The 16,048-nt window shown below is 68.8% G+C and carries 14 protein-coding genes, 2 rRNA genes and 1 riboswitch; of the genes, 3 read left to right on the top strand and 13 right to left on the bottom strand.

The genetic code is table 11. The annotated features are described in order from the left end of the window. Positions 1–513: 513 nt before the first annotated feature. Both ACZ3TS_RS00080 and ACZ3TS_RS00075 read left to right on the top strand, forming a co-directional pair. Positions 514–1,104: a hypothetical protein gene (locus ACZ3TS_RS00080; RefSeq protein ID WP_467611652.1), complete on the top strand. Its 591-nt coding sequence runs from the start codon at positions 514–516 to the stop codon at positions 1,102–1,104. 398 nt (positions 1,105–1,502) lie between these two features. Further along, positions 1,503–1,709 (top strand): DUF5999 family protein, encoded by a 207-nt coding sequence (locus ACZ3TS_RS00075; protein ID WP_467611649.1) that lies wholly within the window; start codon positions 1,503–1,505, stop codon positions 1,707–1,709. Between the two features lie 92 nt (positions 1,710–1,801). On the opposite strand, the gene gcvP is transcribed toward ACZ3TS_RS00075, so the two are convergent. Next, complete coding sequence (gene gcvP / locus ACZ3TS_RS00070) at positions 1,802–4,687, bottom strand: aminomethyl-transferring glycine dehydrogenase (protein ID WP_467611646.1); 2,886 nt, start codon at positions 4,685–4,687, stop codon at positions 1,802–1,804. A gap of 176 nt (positions 4,688–4,863) precedes the next feature. Beyond that, positions 4,864–4,959, bottom strand: a riboswitch (glycine riboswitch). A 114-nt stretch (positions 4,960–5,073) separates the two neighbouring features. On the opposite strand from gcvP, the gene ACZ3TS_RS00065 reads away from it, so the two are divergent. After that, positions 5,074–5,445, top strand: a complete 372-nt coding sequence (locus ACZ3TS_RS00065) for a PRC-barrel domain-containing protein (protein WP_467611644.1) — start codon at positions 5,074–5,076, stop codon at positions 5,443–5,445. 114 nt (positions 5,446–5,559) lie between these two features. Here the strand turns inward: ACZ3TS_RS00065 and ACZ3TS_RS00060 are convergent, their stop codons facing one another. The 12 genes from ACZ3TS_RS00060 to ACZ3TS_RS00005 form a co-directional block, all read right to left on the bottom strand. Next, positions 5,560–6,957 (bottom strand): DNA polymerase IV, encoded by a 1,398-nt coding sequence (locus tag ACZ3TS_RS00060; RefSeq protein WP_467611642.1) that lies wholly within the window; start codon positions 6,955–6,957, stop codon positions 5,560–5,562. 55 nt (positions 6,958–7,012) lie between these two features. After that, positions 7,013–7,648 carry a MerR family transcriptional regulator gene (locus ACZ3TS_RS00055; RefSeq protein WP_467611639.1) on the bottom strand — a complete coding sequence of 212 codons (636 nt, stop codon included), beginning with the start codon at positions 7,646–7,648 and terminating at the stop codon, positions 7,013–7,015. 255 nt (positions 7,649–7,903) lie between these two features. Then, positions 7,904–8,377 (bottom strand): bifunctional nuclease family protein, encoded by a 474-nt coding sequence (locus tag ACZ3TS_RS00050; protein WP_004002801.1) that lies wholly within the window; start codon positions 8,375–8,377, stop codon positions 7,904–7,906. An 83-nt stretch (positions 8,378–8,460) separates the two neighbouring features. Continuing rightward, positions 8,461–9,216, bottom strand: a complete 756-nt coding sequence (ftsR, locus tag ACZ3TS_RS00045) for a transcriptional regulator FtsR (RefSeq protein WP_467611636.1) — start codon at positions 9,214–9,216, stop codon at positions 8,461–8,463. Between the two features lie 18 nt (positions 9,217–9,234). Further along, on the bottom strand, positions 9,235–10,107 hold the full coding sequence (locus ACZ3TS_RS00040; RefSeq protein ID WP_467611633.1) for an FHA domain-containing protein: 873 nt from the start codon (positions 10,105–10,107) through the stop codon (positions 9,235–9,237). Positions 10,108–10,168: 61 nt separating this feature from the next. Further along, complete coding sequence (locus tag ACZ3TS_RS00035) at positions 10,169–11,059, bottom strand: DUF881 domain-containing protein (RefSeq protein WP_467611630.1); 891 nt, start codon at positions 11,057–11,059, stop codon at positions 10,169–10,171. A gap of 5 nt (positions 11,060–11,064) precedes the next feature. Further along, positions 11,065–11,397, bottom strand: a complete 333-nt coding sequence (locus tag ACZ3TS_RS00030; protein WP_019708255.1) for a small basic family protein — start codon at positions 11,395–11,397, stop codon at positions 11,065–11,067. Next, positions 11,394–12,227, bottom strand: coding sequence for a DUF881 domain-containing protein (locus ACZ3TS_RS00025; protein WP_467611627.1), 834 nt, complete (start codon positions 12,225–12,227; stop codon positions 11,394–11,396). The genes ACZ3TS_RS00030 and ACZ3TS_RS00025 overlap by 4 nt, the downstream gene beginning before the upstream one ends. A gap of 167 nt (positions 12,228–12,394) precedes the next feature. Further along, a complete protein-coding gene (locus ACZ3TS_RS00020) occupies positions 12,395–14,890 on the bottom strand; it encodes a sugar phosphate nucleotidyltransferase (RefSeq protein WP_467611624.1) in 2,496 nt (831 codons plus the stop codon). Between the two features lie 113 nt (positions 14,891–15,003). After that, positions 15,004–15,612 (bottom strand): CDP-alcohol phosphatidyltransferase family protein, encoded by a 609-nt coding sequence (locus ACZ3TS_RS00015; RefSeq protein WP_467611621.1) that lies wholly within the window; start codon positions 15,610–15,612, stop codon positions 15,004–15,006. A 140-nt stretch (positions 15,613–15,752) separates the two neighbouring features. Then, positions 15,753–15,869, bottom strand: a 5S ribosomal RNA gene (gene rrf / locus ACZ3TS_RS00010). 86 nt (positions 15,870–15,955) lie between these two features. Further along, positions 15,956–16,048, bottom strand: a 23S ribosomal RNA gene (locus tag ACZ3TS_RS00005); the annotation flags it as partial.

The raw sequence follows: 16,048 nt of genomic DNA, 5'->3' as shown, positions 1-16,048 counted from the left end.
CCGACGATCCGGCCGCTGCTGTCCCGGGTCTCGGTGGATGATGCCCCGGCAAGGCGATCGATAACGTCCCGCAGGGGCGCTGTCGCACGCTAGGCTGGTGGCCGACGCCTCCGGGCACATTCACGAGGCATGAGGCAATACGCAGTTTCGCCGAGCAACCATGTCGTGAAAAACGCCGACGAGAATCGGCCGACCGTTACGGAGAAGTATTCCGAGGTCGCCGCCGGGATGCCCGTGCAGGACCGGGACGAATCCCACTTATCACCGGCCGAATATCCCCTTGTTCGTCATACGCGCGACGACTAGACGAAACACTGCATGAACACGCGTCGTATAAACTTTCAGCACGGGGTAGAGAGTTGGCACTCGCGGTCCTGAGCCCAGTCGTCAAAGCGCCGCCCTTCGTCCGGGCACCATCCTCCCGCCCCTCTGACCCCGAGAGCTGACAGCGCCGTCCGCCCACCCCGCCACGCCCTCGCGCCACCGTGCCTGTCGAATGAGAGGCGACCCACCATGCAGCTGCATGTCCCCCCGGCTCCCGCGCCCGCCCTCCGCTCCGTCCTCACCGCACTCGGTTCCCCCACCGCGGTCCGCGAGGCTGCCACCCCGTCCCTGCGCACAGCTCAGGGGCCCGCGACACCCGAACTCCCCCTGCCGGTACACGTGCTGGACCGCATCACCCCGGCGGGCGCGTCGGCCACCCGGCTCGCCGGGTGGCGTTTCCTCATCCGCTGCGGCGACCGCGCCGTGGCGGCCGCCGAGACCATGCTGACTCCGGACGGCTGGGCGTTCTCGCACTTCTTCGAGGGCCCGTACGTCGCCTCCACCGAGCATGCCCTGCGCCAGGCGGAGACGATGACACAGCCCTACCAGGCCCGGCTGCTGTCCGTGCCCGAGCTTTACATGCTCACGCTGTGGCTGCACGGCGACTGCACGGCCGACGGGGCGACCGGCCATCCGGCCGCGGCCGACCTGCTGGTGCCGCTCGCGCCGGCTCCGCCCGGCATCGCGGCGCACCGCCCGCACCGTGTCGCCGATCTCCTCCCGGTGCTCACCCTCCGGGTCACCCGGACTCCGCTGCTCGGCTCGCCGACGCTCGCATGACCCACGCTCTCGCGCCGTGCCCCGCGGCCGTCTCCGGCGGCGGGGCACGGCGCATGTCCGGGTGGTCAACACCTTGGGAACCTGTCGCTCGTTCGTGCCCCATCCCGCTCGTACGAGGGACAAAGCACTGGCGGGCCGCGCGGACTAGCCCCTCCCGGCCATCATGAACCACCCGAAGGGACGGTCGTGTTGGAATGAACCGTCCGCGCGAGTGATGCGTCATGAACCTGTGAGAAGCGGTGCTGCGAAATCCCTGCGGTTTGACGCCCGTAGGGCAACACTGGGTTCCAGACCGATGCATCACCAACGGGGGGGCGGCCATGAACGACTCGACGAGCCGCAGGACAGACACAACAGCCATCTCACACATCACGACAGAGCGAAAGATCCCATCCACCATGTGCCAGCACCAGCCACCGTGCCCGACAGCCGAATCCGCCGACCGGGACTCCGCCCGCCTCGTGGCGCACCACCCGGAGCAGGGATGGAGCCTGATGTGCAACGGCATTCTGCTCTTCGAGGACACCGGTGAGCTTCTGCCCGACGGCCAGATCATCGCCCCGCACCGCCCGCTGGGCACCGACCAGGTGATGACGGCCGCCTGAGCCGCGCACAATGGGGCACCCACTGCCCCCGCAGCGTGGGCCGGCCCGGAGACGCACACTCCGAACCGGCCCCTACGCATGTCCGAGGGCGATTACTCGTCGTAAGCGTCCAGCGGCGGGCAGGAACAGACCAGGTTCCGGTCACCGAAGGCCTGGTCGATGCGGCGCACCGGCGGCCAGTACTTGTCCGCGGCCGAGACACCGGCCGGGAAGACGGCCTCCTCGCGCGTGTAGGCGTGCTTCCACTCCCCGCCCAGTGCCGCGGCCGTATGCGGAGCGTTGCCCAGCGGGTTGTCCTCGGCGGGCCACTCGCCCGAGCCGACCTTCTCGACCTCCGCGCGAATGGCGATCATCGCCTCACAGAACCGGTCGAGTTCGGCGAGGTCCTCGGACTCGGTCGGCTCGATCATCAGCGTGCCGGCCACCGGGAACGACATCGTCGGCGCGTGGAACCCGTAGTCGATCAGCCGCTTGGCGACGTCGTCGACGCTCACTCCGGTCGCCTTGGTCAGCGGCCGCAGGTCGATGATGCACTCGTGCGCGACCAGGCCGCCGGGGCCGGTGTAGAGGACCGGGTAGTGCGGTTCCAGGCGCTTGGCGATGTAGTTCGCGGACAGCACGGCCACCTGTGTGGCGCGCTTGAGGCCCTCGCCGCCCATGAGCCGGACGTACGCCCACGAGATCGGCAGGATGCCGGCGGAGCCCCAGGGAGCGGCCGAGATCGGGCCGACACCCGTCTCGGGACCGGCCGCGGGCTGCAGCGGGTGGTTGGGCAGGTACGGCGCCAGGTGCGCGCGGACGCCGACCGGGCCGACGCCCGGACCACCGCCCCCGTGCGGGATGCAGAACGTCTTGTGAAGGTTGAGGTGCGAGACGTCACCGCCGAAGTGACCCGGCTTGGCGAGGCCCACCAAGGCGTTGAGGTTGGCGCCGTCGACGTACACCTGACCGCCGGCCACGTGCACGGCCGCGCAGATGTCGGCGACGTGCTCCTCGAACACGCCGTGCGTGGACGGGTACGTGATCATCAGAACCGCGAGCTCGTCCCGGTACTGCTCGATCTTGGCCCGCAGGTCCTCGATGTCGATCTCGCCGTCCTCCGCGGTCCTCACCACGACGACCTTCATGCCGGCCATGACTGCGCTGGCCGCGTTGGTGCCGTGCGCCGAGGACGGGATCAGGCAGACGGTGCGCTGGTCGTCGCCGTTGGCGCGGTGGTAGCCGCGCACGGCGAGCAGACCGGCCAGCTCGCCCTGCGAACCGGCGTTGGGCTGGAGGGAGACCTTGTCATAGCCGGTGACCTCGGCGAGCCGCTCCTCCAGCTCACGGATGAGCGTGAGGTAACCCTGCGCCTGCTCGGCAGGCGCGAAGGGGTGCAGCTGCCCGAACTCGGGCCAGGTGACCGGCTCCATCTCGGTGGTCGCGTTGAGCTTCATGGTGCACGAGCCCAGCGGGATCATGCCGCGGTCGAGCGCGTAGTCCCGATCCGCCAGCCGACGCAGGTAGCGCAGCATCGCGGTCTCGGAACGGTGCTGGTGGAAGACTGGGTGCGTGAGGTAGTCGTCGGTGCGCAGCAACGTCTCGGGGAGCGCGTCCTCGGTGCTCGCGTCCAGCGCCTCGACGTCGCCCTCGACCCCGAGCGCGGTCCAGACGGCGCCCAGCTGAGCGCGCCCGGTCGTCTCGTCGCACGAGATCGACACGTGGTCGGCGTCCACGAGGCGCAGGTTCACACCGCGCTCGCGGGCGGAGGCGACCACCGTGTCGGCGCGGCCAGGCACCCGCACGGTCAGCGTGTCGAAGAAGTCGCCGTGGACGACATCGACCCCGCCCGCCGTGAGACCCGCGGCGAGAATCGCGGCGTACCGATGAGTGCGCCGCGCGATGGTCCGCAGGCCCTCGGGCCCGTGGTAGACGGCGTACATCCCGGCCATCACGGCGAGCAGCACCTGGGCGGTGCAGATGTTGCTCGTCGCCTTCTCGCGGCGAATGTGCTGCTCCCGCGTCTGCAGGGCGAGCCGGTACGCCTTGTGCCCGTCCGCGTCGAGGGAGACGCCCACGAGCCTGCCGGGCAGACTGCGGGCGAATTTCTCGTGGACCGCCATGTATCCCGCGTGCGGCCCGCCGAAGCCCATCGGCACGCCGAAGCGCTGCGTCGTCCCGACGGCGATGTCGGCGCCCAGCTCGCCGGGCGAGGTGAGCAGCGTCAGCGCCAGCAGGTCCGCGGCGACCGTGACGAGCGCCCCCAGCCCGTGGGCCTGTTCGATGACCGGCTTGAGGTCGCGTACGGCACCGGAGGCACCCGGGTACTGGATCAGTACGCCGTTGATCTCCCGCTCGGCGACGTCGGCCGGGATACCGTCGCTGAGGTCGGCGACGACGACCTCGACACCGGCGGGCTCCGCGCGGGTCTGGATCACGGCGATGGTCTGCGGAAGCGCGTCCGCGTCGACCAGGAAGAGGCCCTTCTTGTTCTTGCCCATGCGCCGGGACAGCGCCATGGCCTCGGCGGCGGCCGTGCCCTCGTCGAGCAGGGAGGCTCCGGAGGTCGGCAGGCCGGTGAGGTCGGCGACCATGGTCTGGAAGTTGAGCAGGGCCTCGAGCCGGCCCTGGGAGATCTCCGGCTGGTAGGGCGTGTACGCGGTGTACCAGGCCGGGTTCTCCATCACGTTCCGCAGGATCACCGGCGGCGTGAAGGTCCCGTAGTAGCCGAGACCGATCATGGAGTCGAGGACCTGGTTGCGGTCGGCAAGGGAGCGCAGCTCGGCCAGTACCTCGGCCTCGGTGCGCGCGCCCGGCAGGTCCAGCGCGTCGGCGTTCTTGATCACATCGGGGACGGCGGCGGCCGTGAGCTCGTCGAGCGAGCCGTAGCCGACCTGCGCGAGCATCTTGGCCCGCGCCTCCTGGTCGGGCCCGATATGACGCTGCTCGAAGGGTGTCCCCCGTTCGAGCTCGAAGAGCGGAATGCGGTGGGCGGTCATGCGGAGGCCTCCTGGTCTGGCGCGACCTTCGAGGGGCACCACGGCGCGGGTACCCCGACGGCCTCCCCCTCTGTCATCACAACCTGAGAGTTTCACCGGTCCGCCCGAAGGCGCTCCGGTTTTCACCGTCGGTGAGAGCGGAAGCCGTCGACACCCGCCCTGCTTTCCAGAGTGACCTCGTCCGTGCGGTACGTGTGCCTGAGAGATTCCGGGGAGGGTTTGCTCCTTCGGCGCCTCCGGGTCACTCCGGAGGACTCTCCCGCACGGGGTCAGCAGCCGATTGCCAGACTACCAGCGGGGACAACCCGGGGACCTTCGAGTGGCCGCCCTCCTGAATGTGCTCTTTTGTAGTGCTTATGAACGAGTTGCGACCAGCTGGAGGCACCGTGAAGACCGATATCGATCCGCGGAATCTGATCGGCCGCAAGGCGTTCGACCGCAATGGGAACAAGATCGGCACGATCGACGAGGTCTACCTCGACGACGCCACCGGTGTGCCCGAGTGGGCGGCCATACGAACGGGTCTGTTCGGCCGGGACGCGTTCGTCCCGCTGGAACCCAGTGAGCTGGTCGAGGGCGCGCTGTTCGTCCCCTTCGAACGCTCCCTGATCAAGGACGCCCCCGACTTCGGCGTCGGCCGGCATCTCTCCCCCGAACAGGAGCTGCAGCTCTACCACCACTACGGACTCGACGTGGCCTCACCACCTCCCGCCCCGGACCGCGACTTCGGGCATCTCGCGGGGTCCGACGAGACGTGAGAACCGCCTGTCCCGGCCGAATCCCCATCACGGCTCCGTCCGGGACGGCGGCCTGTCGGGCGAACCTCCCCTCTGCCTCTGGGTGCGTCCGACGGCCTTCGCCCGGCCGCTCCGTCATGCCCCGGCCCCGGACGGCGCCGCCCGGGGCCCCGCGGCCTCCGGTCTTCGCGGCACCAGGGGCAGCGGATCCGCCGGCTCGAGCCGGGGGTCGTCGACGCGGAAGGTGCGGACGCGTCCCGGCTCCGAGTCGGGCGTCTCGAACCGTACGGTCACCCTGCCGAGACCGCTGCCCTGCACCCACCCGTGCCCGTACTCGGCGTGCCGTACGTCGTGGCCCGCACGCCAGACGTGCTCGGACGACGTCGCCGGCTGATCCTCGGTGGGTTCGGCCGTCTCCTCCGCCTCCGCGTGCTCCTCCGTCCCGGCCTCCCCCGCGGCCAGGTGCGCCTGGGCGAACAGATCCTCCTGGGTGTAGTCGGCGAGCCCGCTGACGCCGACGCCGAGCAGCCGCACCCCACCGGTCGTGTCCACGGACTCCAGCAGCCTCGCGGCGGCCTCACGCACCACCGCTGGGTCGTCCGTGGGTCCACGCAGGGTCTCGGACCGGGTCAGAGTCGAGAAGTCGTATCTGCGGACCTTCAGCACGATGGTGCGGCCCGACAGCCCGGCGTCCCGCAGCCGGCGCACACACCGGTCGGCGAGCCGCTGCACCTCGAGTCCGACCCGGACCCGGTCGTGGATGTCGACGTCGTACGTGTCCTCGACCGACACCGACTTGGCCTCCCGCTCGGCCACCACAGGCCGCTCGTCGTGCGCGAGCGCCATGGCGTACAGCGCGTGCCCATGAGCCTTGCCCAGCAGCCGCACGAGCTCGTCCTCGCCCGCCTCGGCGATCTCGTCGACCGTGGTGATCCCGGCCCGCCGCAGGTGGTCACCGGTGGCGGGCCCGACGCCCGGGAGCGTGCGCACCGACAGAGGACCGAGCAACGCGCGCTCGGTGCCCGGCTGTATCAGCACCAGGCCGTCCGGCTTTGCCTGCTCCGAGGCGATCTTGGCGAGCATCTTGGATGCGGCGAGGCCCACCGAGCCCGTGAGCCCTGTGACGGCCCGGATGTCGGCGCGCAGCTTCACCCCGGTCAGCCGCGCCGATTCCTCGTCCCAGGCGGCTCCCCCGGCCTCCAGATCCACGAACGCCTCGTCCAGGCTCAACGGCTCCACCAGCGGCGACAGGGCCCGCAGCAGCCCCATCACCTGCTCACTGATCTCCCGGTAGAACCCGAAGCGCGGCACGAGATACGCGGCGTTCGGCGCGAGCCGACGTGCCTGGGCCATGGGCATCGCCGAGTGGACCCCGAACACCCGCGCCTCGTACGAGGCCGTGGCCACCACCCCGCGCGGCCCGAGCCCGCCCACGACGACGGCCTTCCCACGCAGGCTCGGCTTGGATGCCTGCTCCGCCGAGGCGTAGAAGGCATCCATGTCGAGATGCAGGATCGTGGGCGCGGTTCTCACATCTCCGATGCTGCCCTACACCACTGACAATGCGGCCCGACCGCGGCGGCGTGGTTCAGACGGCCCGGTTGCGTCGCCGTGCCAGCTCGTCCGCCGGGTTGTGACCCACGAGGGTCTCGCCCGTGTCGACGCGCTCACCATGCAGTTGCGAGAGCGCGCTCTCCACGTCCCGCCACACGACGCCGACGGCGATGCCGAAGATGCCCTGTCCGCCCTGAAGCAGGGCGTGGACCTCGTCCGGTGACGTGCATTCGTACACTGTCGCGCCGTCACTCATCAGCGTCATCCGTTCCAGGTCCCGGAAACCGCGCTCCCGGAGGTGCTGGACCGCTGTTCGGATGTTCTGGAGCGACACACCGGTGTCGAGGAACCGCTTGACGATCTTCAGGACGACGACGTCCCGGAAGCTGTACAGCCGCTGCGTACCCGACCCGTAGGCGGGGCGCACGCTCGGTTCGACGAGACCTGTCCTGGCCCAGTAGTCCAACTGGCGGTAGGTGATGCCCGCAGCGGCGCATGCCGTGGGGCCGCGATAGCCGATCTGCTCGGAAGCCGCCCCTCCGTCGCCCCGCACGGCCGTCGGCCGCTGAGGGGCGGAGCCGGCCGCGCTGCCGTGAAGCGGGTACGGGCCGCCCTCCCCCAGACTGCGTCCGGGGGCACCCCCCGCCGTACCGCCGCCGCTGATTCTCACGCCGACCTCCGTCCTTGACCTGCCTTCTCGACGGTAGGCAGTCACCAGGGGTGCGTCAACGATCGCCACACTCGGCACGCCGAGTGATAATCACCCTAGGAGTGGTTTCCCGTGCCCTTCCGTGGGGAAAGGCTAGCCGAATGCTCTGGCAGGGGGCTTCGAGACGGCGCACTGGCCGCCGGCACATGCCGCACCGCCGGAACCGACCGGTCCCGCCCCCCGTAAGGAACCACACCCGTGGCCCGAAGAGGACCGTCACTGACTGCTGGTCCCGAAGTCCTCGGGCGAGATCTGGTCGAGGAACTCGCGGAACTTCTCGACCTCGTCCTCCTGCTCGTCCGGGATCGCGATGCCCGCGTCGTCGAGCACCCCGTCACTGCCGTAGATCGGCGTCCCGGTGCGCAGCGCCAGCGCTATGGCGTCGGACGGGCGGGCGCTCACCTCGACACCGCTGGCGAAGACCAGCTCCGCGTAGAAGACGCCTTCACGCAGATCCGTGATGCGTACCTCCGTGAGCTCCTGGCCGACGGCCTCCAGCACGTCCTTGAACAGGTCGTGGGTCAGCGGTCGTGCGGGGGCCATGCCCTGCTGGGCGAACGCGATAGCCGTCGCCTCCCCGGGGCCGATCCAGATGGGGAGGTAGCGGTCGCCTCCCACTTCACGCAGGAGCACGATCGGTTGGTTGGAGGGCATCTCGACCCGGACACCTACGACATCGAGCTCGTTCACACAGCAACCCTAGGCCGTGCCCGGGACGTTTGGGTAGTCGGGCACAGAACGGCCGAGCGATCCGCCGACGGCGAACACCCGGCTCAGGGCAGCCGCACGCCCAGCGCGGACTGCACCAGCGCGGCGTGCAGCTTGACCGCGAGCCCCGCCAGCTCCTTCGTACGCGCCTCGGCGTGTGCCCTGGTCTGCGGATTGCGGTGGCGCCGCAGCGGGGCCAGCACCTGGTCCACCAGGCCCGCCTCGCGGTCCGCGGCGGCCTTCATCACCCGCAGATGGCGCGGCTCGATCCCGTGCCTGCCCAGTTCGGCCACCAGAGTGGCCACGGTGACCGTCTCGGCGTCGTACACGCCGTCCGGCAGCGGTGCGACGAGACCGTAGGACTCCCACTCCTCGAGCTGCTCCGGGCTGATCCCCGTGGCCGTCAGCAGCTCGTCACGGCCGATCCGCACGGCCGCGGCGGCCTCCGGCTCGCCCAGGATGTCCCCGAGCGGCTCTCCCTCACCCCCATCACGCGGACGGCCCAGGGAGGGCAGCCGTACCTCTTCGCCCCGCTCCAGGGCGTCCAGATGCTCGCGGATGACCTTCAACGGCAGATAGTGGTCCCGCTGCATCCTCAGCACCTGGCCGAGGCGCTCGACGTCGCCCGCGCTGAACTTGCGGTACCCCGAAGGGCTGCGCTGCGGTTCGATGAGCCCCTCGGCCTCCAGGAACCGGATCTTGGAGATGGTGACTTCCGGGAACTCCTCGCGCAGCACGTTCAGCACGGTGCCGATGCTCATCAGCCCGCTGTCCGCGGCGGCGGTGCCGCTGTCGGCACCGCCGCTCGGTGTGTGAAGCATGGACCCTTCCCTGGCGGGTCAGATGCCCCGCTGACTCGCGTAGAAGACCAGCCTGTACTTGCCGATCTGCACCTCGTCACCGTTGTGGAGCGCGACCTGGTCGATGCGCTCGCGGTTGACGTATGTGCCGTTGAGGCTGCCGACGTCGGCGACCGTGAATGTGCCGTCCGGGCTCCGGCGGAACTCCACGTGCCGACGTGAGACCGTCACATCATCCAGGAAGATGTCGCTCTGCGGATGGCGCCCCGCCGTGGTCAGATCGCTGTCCAACAAGAAGCGACTGCCCGAGTTGGGGCCGCGGCGCACCACCAGCAGCGCCGAGCCGAGCGGCAGCGCGTCGACGGCCGCCTGTGCCTCCGGAAAGAGCGTCGGGATCGGCGTCTGGCCGGTGGCCTCCGCGTCGTAGGCCTCCAGACCCGAGATCGAGATCGTGGAGGTCGTCTCCGACGCACGCTCCGGAACCGCCCCAGCGCGAAGCGGGGCACCGCAGTTGGAACAGAAGCGGCTGTTCTCCGCGTTGCGGTTACCGCACCTCGTACACACCAGAGCCGACATGTCCCCGAAACCTATGGGGCCGGACGCGCCAGGGTCAACAGACGCCGCGCCCTGACCTCCCGAAATGCCGCCACCCGGAGCAGCGACCTGGTCCCGGAACAGCGGGCGCTGGCCCTCCGCTTCTCCCGGCTGTGCGCGATGACGGGCAGTCGCACTGTCGCGGCCCTCTCGCGCGCTCTTGCCGAACAACTTCGCAAACAACTTCACGGGCGATTCCCCTTGACCGAAACAGACCCGCCCGTGGGGCAGGACGAACCCTGATTGCATACACCGGCCGACCCGGACATCCTCACAACGTCCGTATCCACCTGACAGTTTCCACCACGCACCACCCATTCGGTGCGCCGACCCCCCGCAACCTCATGCCCCTGCCGGACGGCGTCCATGCACCCCCGGTTCACGGGGAGGACGACCGAGCGTAGTCAGGCTGCTTCGCCGCTCGCAAGGCATCCACGACGATCTTCGTCGAACGCTCCACAGTGACCGTGGCCTGCTCCTTCTCGAGGGTCTGCACCACGCCTCCCGGAATGTTGAGCGCCGGCTCGAGGTCCTGCGGCTTGCCGATGACCTTGAAACGATAGGGCTGGGTGATCTTGTTCCCGTCGACGCTCACGCTCTTCCCGAAGTCCGACAGATACGTGCTGGCGACGACCCGAACTCCGTTCACCTGGATGGCCTCCGCGCCGGCCGCGCGCAGCTCCTGGATCGCGTCGAGCAGCATGTCCGCCTGGACCGTTCCCTTCGTGTCCCCGATGGTCATCGTGATGCCGGGTCCCTCTGCCGCCACCGTGCCCGCAAGGATGCCGAGTTGTTTCTCCTTCTCGGCGGTCTGCTTGCGGGCCTCCTCAGCCCGGTTCGAGCTGTTCTCGAGCTCCGACCGCTGATCTTCGAGACCCTGCTTCTCGTCTTGAAGACGTTGCGTACGGTCATCGAGTTCATCCAGGATGCGCACAAGATCCTCCTGGCGCGCGCCGCGCAGGGCGCTGCCGCCGTCACTGTTGGAGGCGACCTGGACAGCCAGACCGAAGCCGAGGCCGAACAGCAGCAGCGCGACGATGAGTTGGGCCCGCGTCACTCGCGGCGGCCACAGCCCCTTGGCCAGGCGCTGACGGCCTGTCAGCGCCGCCTCGGGGTCCTCCTGCGACGCCCCGGACGTGCCTTCGGCCGCCGCCGGGACCTCCTGCGGCAGCTCCTTGCGCAACCGGTGCTCGGGACTCTGCGACGGCTCGGGCGTCTGCGACGGCTTGGACGTCTGCGGTGCCCTGGGCGTCTCTTCCTCGTTGCTCATCGGCCTCACGCCCGGAACACGTGCCGACGGATCGCCGCGGCGTTCGAGAAGATGCGGATGCCGAGGACGACGACCACACCGGTGGAAAGCTGCGCGCCGACGCCCAACTTGTCGCCCAGGAAGACGATCAGCGCCGCCACCACCACGTTCGACAGGAACGACACCACGAAGACCTTGTCGTCGAAGATGCCGTCGAGCATCGCCCGCAGGCCGCCGAACACGGCGTCGAGCGCCGCCACGACGGCGATCGGAAGGTAAGGTTCGACGACCGCCGGAACCTCCGGCCGGACCAACAGGCCGACCACGACTCCGACGACGAGGCCCAGTACGGCGATCACGATGTGCCCTTCTCTGTGCTCGGTTGTGCTGTACGTACGGTCACACTCGGTGCGGCGGGCAGCCGGACGTCACCCTCGACGGAAATGCCGGTCCGGATCCCGTAGTTCTCCTGCAGCGCATGCAGGTACAACCCGTCGGCGCTGTTCTGGAACCTGGTGCTGAACCGCTCGCCGTCCCCCACCGCCAGCACCGTGTACGGCGGTACCAGCGGTCTGTTGTCGACCAGTATCGCGTTGCCCGCGGCCCTGATCGCCGACAGTGCCGTCAGCCGCTGCCCGTTGATGGCGATGGCTTCGGCGCCCGACTCCCACAACCCGTTGACGACGCGCTGCATGTCGCGGTCCCGGACGCGGCCGGTGTCGGAGAAGTCGGAGGTCTCGCGCGGATCGCCGTTGCTGCCCATGGTGGCTTCCTTGGCGTCGTTCACGACGAGCTTCACACCCGGGCCGTGCACGGCGACGGCACCCGACAGGATCCCGGCGAGGTCGGCGTCGCCGCCGCCGTCCTTTTTGAGGGCTTCGCGCTGCCGTGCGCTCACCTCGTCGCGCAGCTTGTCGACCGTCCCCTCCAGCTTGTCCGCGGCCGCGGTCTCACGCTGGATGCGGTCGATGAGCTCCTGGCGTTCCTTGGCGACGGTCGGGGCTGCTATGCGCGCCTGCGCGGCGCCCACGGTCACCACCAGGGCGGCGAGCACGAGTCCCACCGCGAGACCGAGCCTGGCCCGCACCGTCCCGGGCATACCCCCGGCGCCCTCGGCCTCCTTCCGCGCGGCCGCCTCGGCGTATCCGTCGTCGAGGCTGTGATCCATGACATTGGTCAGCAACGACATGGAGGCGTCCGGACGCGTGGGGCGCCCTGGCGTGCTCCGAACGGGGGGCGGCTGCGGCATGCCGCACATAGTCGCACGTCGTGAACGCATACTCCGAATGGCCCCACCGGCGTGCCGGACAGGCCCCCGTGGGGGCGCCCGTCCGGCACGCGCGCGCGTTGTGGGTTCTACCGACCGGCGCTGTCCACGACCCCCGACCACTCGTCGAGCAGGGCCTGCGCGGAGGCGTCGTCGGGCCCTTCCGCCCACAGGTGCGTGACGGCCTCGGCGGGGTCGGGCAGCACCAGTACCCACCGCCCGTCGGTCTCCACGACCCGCACCCCGTCGGTCGTGTCGACGAATCGGTCTCCTGCCGCCTCCACGACCCGGCGCATCACGAGACCCTTGACGGCCCAGGGTGTCGCCAGATCGCGCCTGAGGACGTGCGCCCTCGGAATCCGCGCGTCGATCTGGCTGAGGGTGAGTTGCGTCCGCGCCACCAGCCCGATGAGCCGTACGAAGGCGGCCGTACCGTCGAAGACGCTGCTGAACTCCGGCACGATGAACCCACCGCGCCCGTCTCCGCCGAAGATGGTCGACTCCTCACCGCCCACGCGCGTGAGGTCGTCGGGGGAGGTGGTGGTCCACTCGACCTGTGTCCCGTGGTACGCCGCCACCTGTTCAGCGATCCGTGTCGTGGTCACCGGCAGGGCCACCTTACCGCTGCGGCGCTCCGCGGCCACCAAGTCGAGCATCACGAGCAGCGCCCGATCGTCCTCGACGATCCGCCCCTTCTCGTCGACCAGCGACAGCCGCTCGCCGACCGGGTCGAACCGCACACCGAAGGCAGCCCGCGACGAGGCGACGATCTCACCGAGCCGCATCAGCCCCGAACGCCGCGCGTCGGCGCTCTCCGTCGGCCGGGACTCGTCGAGCCCCGGATTGATCGTCAGCGAGTCCACGCCGAGCTTGCCGAGGAGGCTCGGCAGGACCAGCCCGGCACTGCCGTTCGAGGCGTCCACGACGACCTTGAGCCCCGACTCGGCTATCCCCGAGGTGTCGACGCTCCGCAGCAGCGATCCTGTGTACGAGTCGAAGACACTGGACGGGAAGTACAGGTCACCGATCTCACCCGGAAAGGCCCGCCGGTACTCCTGCCGCGCGAACACCCGGTCCAGCTTCCGCTGACCCGCCTGCGAGAGGTCGGCGCCCTGGCTGTCGAAGAACATGATGTCGACCGAGTCCGGAACGCCGGGCGAGGTCCGGATCATGATCCCGCCGGCGCTGCCCCGCGCGGTCTGCTGCCGGGCGACGGGCAGCGGCACGTTCTCCAGGTCGCGCACGTCGATGGCGCTGGCCTGGAGCGCCGAGATGACCGCGCGCTTCAGCGCACGCGCGCCCCGGGAGTGGTCGCGGGCGGTGGTGACCGTGGACCCCTTCTTCAGCGTGGTGGCGTACGCGCCGGCCAGCCGCACGGCCAGCTCGGGCGTGATCTCCACGTTCAGGATCCCGGACACACCACGGGCTCCGAAGAGATGCGCCTGGCTGCGCGACTCCCAGATGACCGAGGTGTTGACGAAGGCGCCGGCCTCGATCGTCTTGAACGGGTAGACACGCACGTTGCCCTGAACGATCGATTCCTCGCCGATGAGGCATTCGTCGCCGATGACCGCGCCGTCCTCGATCCGGGCCGCGCGCATGATGTCGGTGTTCTTTCCGATCACGCAGCCGCGCAGATTGCTGTGCGGACCGATGTACACGTTGTCGTGGACAACGGCGCGGTGAAGAAATGCTCCGCTCTTCACGACGACGTTCGAGCCGACGACCGTGTGCTCACGGATTTCGGCACCGGCCTCGACCTTGGCGTAGTCACCGATGTAGAGCGGGCCGCGCAGCACCGCGTCGGCGTGCAGCTCCGCCCCCTCCGCCACCCATACACCCGGGGAGATCTCGAAGCCGTCGATCTCGACGTCGACCTTGCCCTCCAGGACGTCGGCCTGCGCCTTCACATAGCTCTCGTGGGTGCCGACGTCCTCCCAGTAGCCCTCGGCGATGTAGCCGTAGATCGGCTTGCCTTCCTTCATCAGCTGCGGGAAGACATCGCCGGACCAGTCGACGGGCACATCGGCTTCGACGTAGTCGAAGACCTCGGGCTCCATGACATAGATACCGGTGTTCACGGTGTCCGAGAAGACCTGGCCCCAGGTCGGCTTCTCGAGGAAGCGCTCGACCTTTCCCTCTTCGTCGACGATGGTGATGCCGAATTCCAGCGGATTGGGCACACGGGTCAGACAGACGGTGACCAGCGCACCCTTTTCCTTGTGGAAATTGATCAGATCGGTGAGGTCGAAGTCGGTCAAGGCATCACCGGAGATGACAAGGAATGCGTCGTCCTTCAGTGCTTCCTCGGCGTTCTTGACGCTCCCGGCGGTACCGAGTGGCTTCTCCTCGTTGGCATACGTGAGCTCCATCCCGAGTTCCTCGCCGTCACCGAAGTAGTTCTTGACCAGCGAGGCCAGGAACTGCACGGTAACGACTGTCTCGTTGAGCCCATGCCTTTTGAGCAGCCGCAGCACGTGCTCCATAATTGGCCGGTTGACCACCGGCAGGAGTGGCTTGGGCATACTCGAGGTCATCGGACGAAGGCGTGTGCCTTCGCCTCCGGCCATCACGACGGCCTTCATGTCGGAAGCGTCCTCCTCTAAGAGACGACGGTCCAGCCGACTTCACCCGTCTAGATTGTCCCGCAGTTTCCCCCCGCGGGCCATCGAGCCACTACGGCCGCCAATCGGCGGGCTCAATCGGCCATGGCGTCCGCCCTCACAAGTCGGCGGACCTGGACCACGTAGAGGACTCCTGCCCACCAGTACAGGGTTGTACCCCATCCGGCGAAGGCCCATCCGAAAATAGCAGCGAGTGACGCAATCCATCCGCTTCCGTCACTCAGAAGCAGGAGCGGGAACGCGTACATCAAGTTGAAGGTGGCGGCCTTCCCAAGGAAGTTCACCTGGGGTGGCGGATAGCCATGGCGCCTGAGGATGCCCACCATCACGAGCAGGACCAGTTCTCGCGCCACGAGCACGGCCGTCAACCAGAGAGGCAGGATCTCGCGCCAGGTGAGTCCGACCAGCGTCGACGCGATGTAGAGTCGGTCGGCCGCGGGATCGAGGAGCCGGCCGAGGCTGCTGATCTGGTTCCAGCGCCGCGCTAGCTTTCCGTCCAGATAGTCACTGACGCCGCTCAGCACGAGCACGAGCAGCGCCCAGCCGTCGCTCTTCGGCCCGCCGAACTCGGGCCTGAGGATCAGCCACAGGAAGATGGGCACGCCGACGAGCCGCGCCATACTCAGGATGTTCGGGATGGTGAGGACCCGGTCCGTCTGAACGCGGGTCTCCTGGACCTCCACCCGGGGGCCTCCTGCGGGAAATGAGCCAACGATGCCCCCTGACCTTACCCGCAGGGTTCACGGCCCGGTGCAGAGGGGTGGGAACATCCCCTTGAACACAGAAAACCCCGCACCATACGGTGCGGGGTTCCTCAAGATTTGTTCGGCGGTGTCCTACTCTCCCACAGGGTCCCCCCTGCAGTACCATCGGCGCTGTAAGGCTTAGCTTCCGGGTTCGGAATGTAACCGGGCGTTTCCCTCACGCTATGACCACCGAAACACTATGAAACTCTCAACCCGGCCGCTGTGACCTACAGCGGGGCTGTTCGTGGTTTCAGAACCAACACAGTGGACGCGAGCACCTGAGGACAAGCCCTCGGCCTATTAGTACCGGTCACCTCCACCCGTTACCAGGCTTCCAGATCCGGCCTATCAACCCAGTCGTCTACTGGGAGCC

The sequence above is a fragment of the Streptomyces sp. NPDC022910 genome, assembly GCF_055561075.1.
This window is presented reverse-complemented; position numbering and strand designations above follow the sequence as displayed.